The organism is Sorangium sp. So ce426 (genome assembly GCF_051475585.1).
GTDB classification, from domain to species: domain Bacteria; phylum Myxococcota_A; class Polyangia; order Polyangiales; family Polyangiaceae; genus Sorangium; species Sorangium cellulosum_B.
Map to the genome: position 1 here is coordinate 3,698,284 of NZ_CP150341.1, position 9,217 is coordinate 3,707,500.

Annotated in this window: 10 protein-coding genes (1 of these 10 cut by a window edge); 9 read left to right on the forward strand and 1 reads right to left on the reverse strand. The window is 71.7% G+C overall.

Annotated elements, in window-relative coordinates:
- The first annotated feature begins 289 nt into the window (after positions 1–289).
- The 3 genes from nadC to WMF44_RS13990 all read left to right on the forward strand — a co-directional run bounded on the left by nadC (position 290) and on the right by WMF44_RS13990 (position 2,731).
- Entirely contained in the window at positions 290–1,141 is an 852-nt protein-coding gene (nadC, locus tag WMF44_RS13980; protein WP_437301562.1) for a carboxylating nicotinate-nucleotide diphosphorylase, read from the forward strand.
- Positions 1,138–1,959 (forward strand): biotin--[acetyl-CoA-carboxylase] ligase, encoded by an 822-nt coding sequence (locus WMF44_RS13985; RefSeq protein ID WP_437299613.1) that lies wholly within the window; start codon positions 1,138–1,140, stop codon positions 1,957–1,959. The genes nadC and WMF44_RS13985 overlap by 4 nt, the downstream gene beginning before the upstream one ends.
- A 118-nt stretch (positions 1,960–2,077) precedes the next feature.
- On the forward strand, positions 2,078–2,731 hold the full coding sequence (locus WMF44_RS13990) for a radical SAM protein (protein WP_437299614.1): 654 nt from the start codon (positions 2,078–2,080) through the stop codon (positions 2,729–2,731).
- A 63-nt stretch (positions 2,732–2,794) separates the two neighbouring features.
- Here WMF44_RS13990 and fbp read toward each other — a convergent pair whose 3' ends face one another.
- Positions 2,795–3,838, reverse strand: a complete 1,044-nt coding sequence (fbp, locus tag WMF44_RS13995; RefSeq protein WP_437299615.1) for a class 1 fructose-bisphosphatase — start codon at positions 3,836–3,838, stop codon at positions 2,795–2,797.
- A 309-nt stretch (positions 3,839–4,147) separates the two neighbouring features.
- On the opposite strand from fbp, the gene WMF44_RS14000 reads away from it, so the two are divergent.
- From WMF44_RS14000 to WMF44_RS14025, 6 genes are all read left to right on the forward strand, one after another.
- On the forward strand, positions 4,148–5,074 hold the full coding sequence (locus WMF44_RS14000) for a class I fructose-bisphosphate aldolase (RefSeq protein WP_437299616.1): 927 nt from the start codon (positions 4,148–4,150) through the stop codon (positions 5,072–5,074).
- Positions 5,075–5,346: 272 nt separating this feature from the next.
- Positions 5,347–6,831, forward strand: coding sequence for a leucyl aminopeptidase (locus tag WMF44_RS14005; RefSeq protein ID WP_437299617.1), 1,485 nt, complete (start codon positions 5,347–5,349; stop codon positions 6,829–6,831).
- 3 nt (positions 6,832–6,834) lie between these two features.
- Positions 6,835–7,686 carry a tRNA 2-thiocytidine(32) synthetase TtcA gene (gene ttcA / locus WMF44_RS14010; RefSeq protein WP_437299618.1) on the forward strand — a complete coding sequence of 284 codons (852 nt, stop codon included), beginning with the start codon at positions 6,835–6,837 and terminating at the stop codon, positions 7,684–7,686.
- Positions 7,687–7,695: 9 nt separating this feature from the next.
- Positions 7,696–8,538, forward strand: coding sequence for a hypothetical protein (locus tag WMF44_RS14015; protein WP_437299619.1), 843 nt, complete (start codon positions 7,696–7,698; stop codon positions 8,536–8,538).
- A gap of 94 nt (positions 8,539–8,632) precedes the next feature.
- The gene (locus tag WMF44_RS14020; protein ID WP_437299620.1) at positions 8,633–8,815 is read left to right on the forward strand and encodes a hypothetical protein; all 183 of its coding nucleotides are present in this window, start codon (positions 8,633–8,635) and stop codon (positions 8,813–8,815) included.
- Between the two features lie 116 nt (positions 8,816–8,931).
- Positions 8,932–9,217 carry the beginning of a foldase protein PrsA gene (locus WMF44_RS14025; protein ID WP_437299621.1) on the forward strand. Its footprint extends 578 nt past the window's final position, so only the first 286 of its 864 coding nucleotides appear in the window; its start codon is at positions 8,932–8,934; its stop codon lies beyond the right edge, outside the window.

Genomic DNA, 9,217 nt, shown 5'->3' on the forward strand with positions numbered 1-9,217 from the left:
CTCACAGGCTGGTAGACGAACGTCAGCCCCATTTGTGCGACACAGCGTCGCGATGATCGCGATCCGCCCTGCTTTTCGGCGCAGCGAGCCCCCTCCATGTCCGCCCGCGTCCCGTCCAGGGCGCCCATACGGCTGAGGTCGCACGCTCCAGGGCGCACGTGCCACCCCAGGGATGCGCGATGACGCGTCGCGTCGTCGCGGCTCGTGTGGGCGCGACAGCGCTGATGCGCGCGTGCGGGACCGAGTATACCTGGGAGCGCCGCGTGGGAGCGGCGCCGAGGAGATGCCCGTGCTGGCTGCGCCGTTGCTCGATGCCCTGATCGATCGCTCTCTGGAAGAAGACCTCGCGGGAGGCGATCTCACCACCGAGGCCTGTGTCGAGGCCTCCGCGCGCGCGACCGCGAAGGCGGTCGCGCGCAAGCCGCTCGTCGCGTGCGGGGGCGACGTGTTCCTGCGCGTCTTTCAGCGCCTGGATCGGCAGGTGGAGGGCGAGGTGCTCGTCGCGGACGGCACCGCCGTCGGCGCCGGCGCGGTGCTGTGGACGGTGCGTGGCCGCGCGCGCTCGCTCCTCAGCGCGGAGCGCACCGCGCTCAACCTCGCGCAGCGGATGAGCGGCGTCGCCTCCGAGGCGCGCCGCTACGCCGAGGCGATCCCGGCTGGGTCGAGCGTGCGCATCACCGACACCCGCAAGACGACGCCCGGTCTCCGCGGGCTGGAGCGCTACGCGGTGCGCGTGGGCGGCGCGCACAACCACCGCGACAGCCTCGGGAGCGCCGTGCTCATCAAGGACAACCACATCGTCGCGGCGGGCGGCATCGCGACCGCCATCGCCCGCGCGCGGGCGCGCGCCCCGCACACGACGAAGGTCGAGGTCGAGGTGGCCTCGCTGCAGGAGCTCGATCAGGCGCTGGCCGCCGGCGCCGACATCATCATGCTCGACAACTTCACGCTGGCCGACGTCAAGGCCGCGTCCGCGCGCGTGCGGTCGGCGCAGCACGGCCGGCCTCTCCTCGAGGTCTCCGGCGGCATCACCCTGGAGCGCATCCCCGAGCTCGTCGCGGCGGGCATCGACGTCATCAGCGTCGGGGCGCTGACGCATTCGGCGCGCGCTGCCGACATCGCGCTGGATCTCTCGCTGTGAGGCGGCTCGACGGGGCGGCGATAGAGCGCGAGCTCTCGCGGCTGGGCGCGTCGTTCGGGCGGCCGCTCGCCGTGGCGGCCGAGACCGCGTCGACGAACGACGACGCGCGGAGCGCGGCCGCAGCCGGCGCGCCGCACGGGGCTGCGTTCCTGGCCGACGCGCAGACCCAGGGTCGGGGGCGCGGCGGGCGCTCCTGGCACTCCCCGCCCGGCGAGAACCTCTACCTGTCGGCTGTGTTGCGCCCGAGCCTGCCGGCGAGCCGCGTGGCTCCCATCGCGCTCGTCATGGGGCTCGCCGTCGCGTCCGTCATCGAGCGGCGGCTCGCGCCTCTTCCGTCCCGCGGCGCGTCGGGCGGCGGCTCCGCCGTCGAGGTGCGGCTCAAGTGGCCCAACGACGTGCTCGCCGGGGGCCGCAAGCTGGCGGGGATCCTCGTCGAGGCCCAGCTGCGCGGCGAGTCGGTGAGCAGCGTGATCGTCGGCGTCGGGCTCAACGTCCATGCGTCGAGCTTCCCGCCGGATCTGTCGGCGCGGGCCACGTCGCTCGCGATGCTCGGGATCGACGACGTCCCGCGCGAGCGCCTCGCCGCGGAGCTGCTCCAGGCGATCGGCGACGCGGCGGCGAGGTTCGAGGCGGGCGAGCTCGCGCCCTTCGCGGAGGATCTCGCCCGGATGGACTGGCTGCGCGGCCGCCGCGTCGAGGTCGGCGGCGTGGTCGGCGTCGCGGCGGGGATCGATCCGGAGGGGCACCTGCTGGTCCGCGGCGCCGACGGCATCCTCCGGGCGGTGGCGGCGGGCGAGGTCAGCGTCATCTCCAGCTGAGCGCCCCGCGCCGCTTGCGTTGCGCGCTCGGCGCGGCCAAAGCTCCCGCCCCCACCTCGGGTCGCCGGCGGCGTGGCGCCGCCGAGGCGGACCGAGGCGCCTCGGAGGCGTCGCTTCCTTGAAAGAAGACACCCTCGTCGTCCACGAAATCTACGCCAGCGTGCAGGGTGAATCGACGTTCGCCGGGCTGCCGTGCACCTTCGTCCGGCTCACCGGGTGCAACCTGCGCTGCGCCTGGTGCGACACGACGCAGGCCTTCTACGGCGGCAAGCGGCTCCGCCGCGGCGAGGTCCTCGAGCGCGCGCTCGCCCTCGGCACGCCGCTCGTCGAGCTCACGGGGGGCGAGCCTCTCCTTCAGCCCGGGTCGTTCCCGCTCCTCGCGGAGCTCTGCGACGCGGGCCGGACGGTCCTCGTCGAGACCAGCGGCGAGGCAGACGTCTCGCGCGTCGATCCGCGCGTGCACAAGATCATGGACCTGAAGGCGCCCGGCTCGGGGGAATCCCACCGGAACCGCTGGTCGAACCTGGATCACCTCACGCCGCGCGACGAGATCAAGTTCGTGCTCGCCGATCGGGCGGACTATGCGTGGATGCGGGACACCATCCGCGAGCGGCGCCTCGACGCGCGCGGCGTGACGCTGCTCGCCTCGTGCGTGTGGGGCAAGCTGTCGCCGAAGGAGCTCGTCCAGTGGGTGCTCGACGATGGCCTCCGCGTCCGGGTGCAGGTCCAGCTCCACAAGGTGATCTGGGGAGCCGACGCGCAGGGGGTCTGACCCGCGGGTCGCCCCCCGCGCCGCGGCTCGTCCCGGTGAGGGCGGCGCCCTTCTCTCGCAGCCTCAGCGCTCGCCGCGCACGAACTGCTCGAAATCTTCGACGTCGCGGGGCGAGCCGAGGACGAGCGGCACGCGCTCGTGGAGCGACCTCGGGACCCTGTCCAGGATGCGCTCGGCCCCCGTGCTCGCCTTTCCGCCCGCGGCCTCGAAGATGAACGCGAACGGGTTCGCCTCGTAGAGCAGCCGCAGCTTGCCCTGGCCGCTGCGATCGGCGGGGTAGGCGAAGATGCCGCCCTTGAGCAGCGTCCGGTGCGCGTCCGCGACCAGCGATCCCACGTAGCGCGCGCCGTACGGCCGACCCTCGTGCTTGCTGTCCTCCTTGATCCACGCGTTCCAGCGGCGCACCTCCTCCGGCCATCGCGCGCTGTGGCCTTCGTTGATGGAGTACGTCGAGCCGCGCTCGGGGATCCGGATGTTCTCGTGAGAGAGAAAGAACTCTCCCACGGTCGGGTCGTAGGTGAAGCCGTGCACGCCGCCGAGGCCGGTCGTGATGACGAGCAGCGTCGACGAGCCGTAGAGCACGTAGCCGGCCGCGACCAGATCGCGGCCGGGGCGAAGGAAGTCCGATGGATCGGCGCCCATCTTGGCGTCGCTCTTCCGGAGCACACCGAAGATCGTGCCGATCGAGATGTTCACGTCGATGTTGGACGAGCCGTCGAGCGGGTCCACGACGACGATGTACTTCGCTCGTGGGTCCGTGGAGAGGAGCCTCATTTCCCCGAGCTCCTCGCTCACCACGGCCGCGCAGTGCCCGCGCCTTCCGAGCACGCTGAGCAGCGTCTCGTTGGCGACCTCGTCGAGCTTCTGCACGACCTCGCCCTGGACGTTGGTCTGTCCCGTGTATCCGAGGACGTTGGCGAGGCCGGCCCGCCGGACCTTGGATGTCACGAGCTTCGCCACCAGGCCGAGCTGGTTCAGGAGGGAGGTGAACACCCCTGTCGCCGAGGGGAACCCGAGCATTCCTTCGAGGATGTATGTCTCGAGCGTGATCCCGATGCGTGACGGCGCCTCCGGCGGCTTCCAGCTCAGATCCCGTTGGTCCGACATGATCCCTCCGCGTTGGCGGCGAGGACGTTACCGCCCCGCCACGTGCTCGTGCTCGCGTCGGCCGCTGTGGCCCCGAGGGCGGTCCGGCGCAGTTTCGAGAATTGCGTATCCGATGGCTTCGTACAACATCCTCGGGGCGCTGGACCGCCCGCGCGTTGGGCTCGATACGTTCGTCCAAGTCCTGAAGATGCGGCCCGAGCCCGCTCGCCCGAGCGCCCTGACACGGCGCCGCGGGCATGACGGGGCGGGTTCACGCCCCGGGCGGGCCACGCGCTTCCTGGCGCAGCAGCACCTTCGACGGAGTGATTCATGGCGCTCACCGCGCGTGTAGAGCAGATCCTCTCCTGGTACGCATCCGAGAACCCAGGCACGCTGACGAACCTCGTCCGGCTGCTCAACCATGGCGCGCTCGCGGGCACCGGAAAGATGGTGATCCTGCCGGTGGACCAGGGCTTCGAGCACGGTCCGGTGCGATCGTTCGCTCCGAACCCCGAGGCCTACGACCCCGATTACCACTTTCAGCTCGCGATCGACGCCGGGTGCAACGCCTACGCGGCGCCGCTCGGATCGCTGGAGGCGGGCGCGGCCAGGTTCGCGGGGCAGGTGCCCCTGATCCTGAAGCTGAACAACAGCGACACGCTGGCGAAGGTGGAGCAGCCCGTGTCGGCGGTGACCGGCTCCGTCGAGGACGCGCTCCGCCTCGGCTGCGTCGGCGTCGGCTACACCATCTACCCCGGGTCCGGCGCGAGAAACAGGATGTACGAGGACCTTCGCGAGATCGCCCTCGAGGCCAGGCGCAGGGGCCTGCTCGTCATCGTCTGGAGCTATCCGCGCGGCGCCGGACTGTCGAAGCAGGGCGAGACGGCCATCGATGTCTGCGCCTATGCGGCGACGATTGCGGCCCAGCTCGGCGCACACATCATCAAGGTCAAGCCGCCGACCGCTCATATCGAGCAGGAGGAGGCGAGAAAGATGTACGAGAAATACAAGATTCCCATCCAGACGCTCGCCGACCGGACCCGGCACGTCGTGCAGGCGACGTTCGGCGGCAAGCGCGTGGTGATCTTCTCTGGCGGCGAGTCCAAGGCGACCGACGCCGTCCTGGAGGAGGTGCGCGAGATGGCCGCGGGCGGCTCCTTCGGGTCGATCATGGGGCGCAACGCGTTCCAGCGCCCTCGCGCCGAGGCGCTGCAGCTCCTCGCCGACGTGATCCAGATCTACCGGTCGGCGCGCTGACGCCCCTCGATCCGGCGCTCGGGCCGGGCCGGCCCGGACCCGCAGTCCGGAGGGCAGCGTCGCGCGAGGCGCTCCGACGGCGGGCCGCCGAGCGCGAAGCCCGTGCGGGAGCCGCGCAGAACCGTGCGGGGCCGCGCGCCTGGGAGCGGGAGCGCGCTCCCGCCCGCACCTCGGGCCGACCGCCTGCGGGCATCGTGCACGTCGACGGGGTTAGCCCTTCGTGTTTAGATGCCGCGCTGGACACCCTCCACATCCCGGGCTCAGGAGACCGCATGCCGATCAAAGTGAACCTCGCCTCGTCCGACCCGCTGAGCATCGCCGTCGACGTCGTCGTCATCGGCGTGCCCGAAGGCGCTTCGACGGGTGAGGGCGTGCTGGCGAGGCTCGTGGCCGCGCTGGGCGAGTCGGTGACTCACCAGGTCAAGCGTGACGACTTCACGGGGAAGAGGGATCAGAGCATCGATTTCGCGACGAACGGCGCGTTGAAGCCCGGCCGGGTGCTGTTGATCGGGCTCGGGTCGGGCAAGGTCACCGACGTCGAGTGCAGGCTGCTCGCCGCGAAGGGGGCGCGCTTCGCGAACGGGGTGCGCGCCGAGAGCGTCGCGGTCGTGGTGCCTCCCGGCGTCGAGCGCGGGGAGCGGGCCGCCGCGGAGGGGCTCGTGCTCGGGGCCTACCGGTTCACCCGCTACTTCACGGGCGATCGTCTGCCCAAGGTCCAGCTCTCCCGCGGCACCGTGGTCATCGAGGGCAAGGTGGGCAAGGCGGCGCGCGATGCCGTCGCGCTCGGCCAGCAGGTCGGCGAGGCGATCTGCGTCGCGCGCGACCTCGTCAACGAGCCGCCGAACGAGGTTTATCCGGAGGCGCTCGCGCGTGTCGCGGTGGCCGTGGGCAAGCAGCACGGGCTCAAGGTGACGGTGCTCGACAAGGCCGCGCTCACCAAGCGGGGCATGAAGCTCATCATGGCGGTGGGGCAGGGGAGCGCGAGGGATCCCCGGCTGGTCCACATGGTCTACGCTCCTCCCGGGAAGCCGAAGCGGAAGCTCGTCTTCGTGGGCAAGGGGCTCACCTTCGACAGCGGCGGGATCTGCATCAAGCCAGCTCCGGGCATGGAAGAAATGAAGGGCGACATGGGCGGCGCCGCGAACGTGATCGCGCTGATGGCCGCCGTCGCGGCCGCCAAGCCGAACGTCGAGGTGCACGGCGTCATCGGCGCGGCAGAGAACATGCCCGACGGCGCCGCATACCGGCCCGGCGACATCTTCGGCTCTCTGGACGGCAGGACGGTGGAGATCATCAACACCGACGCAGAGGGGCGCCTGGTCCTCGCCGACTGCCTCGCCTATGCGCGCGCGCTGAAGCCGGACCTCATCGTCGACAACGCGACCCTCACGGGCGCGTGCGTCGTGGCCCTCGGGCCGACCGTGTCCGGCTTCTTCTCGAACCGCGAGGAGCTCGCGGAGCGCCTGCGGAGCGCCGCGAAGGCCGCGGGCGAGTCGATGTGGCAGCTCCCGCTCATCGAGGAGCTCCGCGACGGCCTCAAGAGCGACTGGGCCGACATCAAGCACACGGCCGACCGCTGGGGAGGGGCCATCACCGCGGCCTTGTTCCTGCGCGAGTTCGTGGGGGACGTCCCCTGGGTGCACGTGGATATCGCTGGCCCATCCATGGCGAACAAGCCGTACGGCATCTTCTCCAAGGGCGGGACGGGCCACGGCGTGCTTACCTTCCTCCGCCTCATCGAAGGCTTCACCGGCTAAACCGTGCAACTCCGCCGCAAGCTCGCGCGCGCCATGGGGCGCGCCATCACCGACTTCGACATGATCGCCGACGGCGATCGGATCCTCTGTGCTGTCTCGGGGGGCAAGGACAGCTACGCGATGCACGCGCTGCTCGTCGACCTCGCGCGGCGCGCGCCGGTCCGGTTCAGCGTGATCGCGGTCAACATCGACCAGGGGCACCCTGGCTACCCGGGACACCTCCTCACCGACTACATGGCGGCGGGCGGCCACGAGTTCCGGATGATCTCCGAGGACACCTACTCGATCGTCACCGAGAAGATCCCCGAGAACAAGACGTACTGCTCCCTCTGCTCCCGCCTGCGCCGGGGCATCCTGTACCGCATCGCCCGCGAGCTCGGCTGCTCGAAGATCGCCCTCGGCCACCACCGTGACGACGCCGTGACGACGCTGCTCCTGAACCTGATCTTCGCGGGGCAGCTGAAATCGATGCCGCCGAAGCTCATCTCCGACGACGGCCACAACATCGTGATCCGTCCGCTGATCTACTGCGCCGAGGCCGAGCTCGCCGCGTTCGCCGCGGAGGAGCGGTTCCCGATCATCCCCTGCGACCTGTGCGGGTCCCAGGACAACCTCCAGCGCAAGGCGGTGAGCCAGCTCCTCGCGGATCTCGACGCGCGCCACCCCGGGACGCGGCAGAACATGCTCGCAGCCCTCGGCAACGTGCGCCCGAGCCACCTCTTCGACACGGGCCTCTGGAAGCGGCTCGGGCTCGAGGTCGCCCGGGAAGAGGGGAGCGCGGGCGACGAGGCGGGCGTGGGTGCGCCAGCGCCGGACGTGCTGCCCGTGGGCAACCTCCTGAGAAACCTGGCCTAGCGCTCGCTCATGAGCACGGATGCCCCCGGCGCCATCTCGATCGGCGCTCCGCGCGAAGAGGAGTCCACCGCGGCGGCCTCCGTCGGACGCGGCGGCGCGTTGACGCGCGGGGTCGACGGGGCGTCAGGCTCGGACCCCCCGGAGGCGCCGCTGCCGGGGGCGGCGCGCTTCGACCTGGGCCCGGGCGGCGGGCGCGCCCCGCAGGCGTTGCTCGCCGCGGTCGTCGCCTGGATGATCACGGTCGCGCCCGCGGGTTTCGGTCGTGGCGCGCCCGTGGTCGCCAGCATCGCCGCCACGCTCGCCTTCCTGTGCGGGGTCGCTGCGCCGCTGCTCGCCGCCACGCACCGCCGGGTCGCCCGGCACCTCGGCATCTCCGTCTTCCTCGCGCTGGTCACGCTGACCTGGCTGCTGGCTTCTCCTTCCCTTCAGCCCTCGCGCCTCGACCCGGTCCGCGCGGCGATCGGCGCGATCGCCTGGGGCATCTTCGCGCTTTCCTGGCGCGATCGCTGGGACGTGCGGCGCCAGCCGGAGCCGGAGCCAGACGCCCCGCTCCTGCAGGCCCGAGCCCACCTCCCTCCGCTCGCGACGGCGATCGTCGCGTTCGGAGCGCTCGTGAGCCTCGCGATCCTCGTGCTCGCCTGGCGCATCCGGGACCCGGAGCGCGCCCTCCTGGCCCAGGCCGTCGCGGTGGCCTGCGCCGTCGCGCTGATCACGGCGGCGTCCGGCGTCGCGGTGGCTCGTGGCCGCCGGCACACGGGCGGCGGACGGCGGCTCCCCCACCGAGCCGTTCGGCACCTGGTGGTCCTGATCGTCGTTGCGGTCCTGGGGGCGGTCGCGATGACGCTGCGGTGAGCGGCGGCGCGGCCGTGGCCTCCCGGCCGCCGCCGCTCCCTGGTGTCCCCGCATCCCCGCCGGTTCCTCACCAAATCGCGTTACACTCATGGGCGTGTCCCGCGCAGTCGATGTGTTCGCGGTTCTGCTCCTCGTCGCCGCAGCGTTCTCCTTTGCCTTCGGGGTTTACGCGCTCGGTGATCGCCAGGATTTCAAGGCGATCTACCTCCTCGTGATCGGCGGCCTCTCGCTCAAGGCGTCCACGGAGATCCTTCGTCCCCGCGGGGGTAACGCGTGAGCCCTGGGCGCCGAGCGATCGCGGCCGTCGCATGTCTGTGCGCGTGCGCGGCCTGGGCTGTTCTATCGACGTCCGCGAGGGGGGCGGCGCCGCTGCCGCCCGACGTGGCGGCCCGCGTGGGCGCGAGCGACGTCGCCGTCGACTCGGTGGCGCGCATCGCGGCGGCGCAGCAGATCCCGCCTGCGCAGGCCCGGGACGCTGCGGTCCACGACGCGCTCTGGGCCGCCGAGGCACGAGCCCGCGGCCTCGAACAGGACCCCGACGTGCGGCGCGAGATCAGCCTGGTGCTCGCCCGTCGCATGCTCCACCGCCTGAAAGAGGAGGCGGCGAACGCCGGCCCGGTGACCGACGAAGAGCTGCGCGTCGCCACCGAGCGCCACTGGCTCGATCTCGATCGTCCCG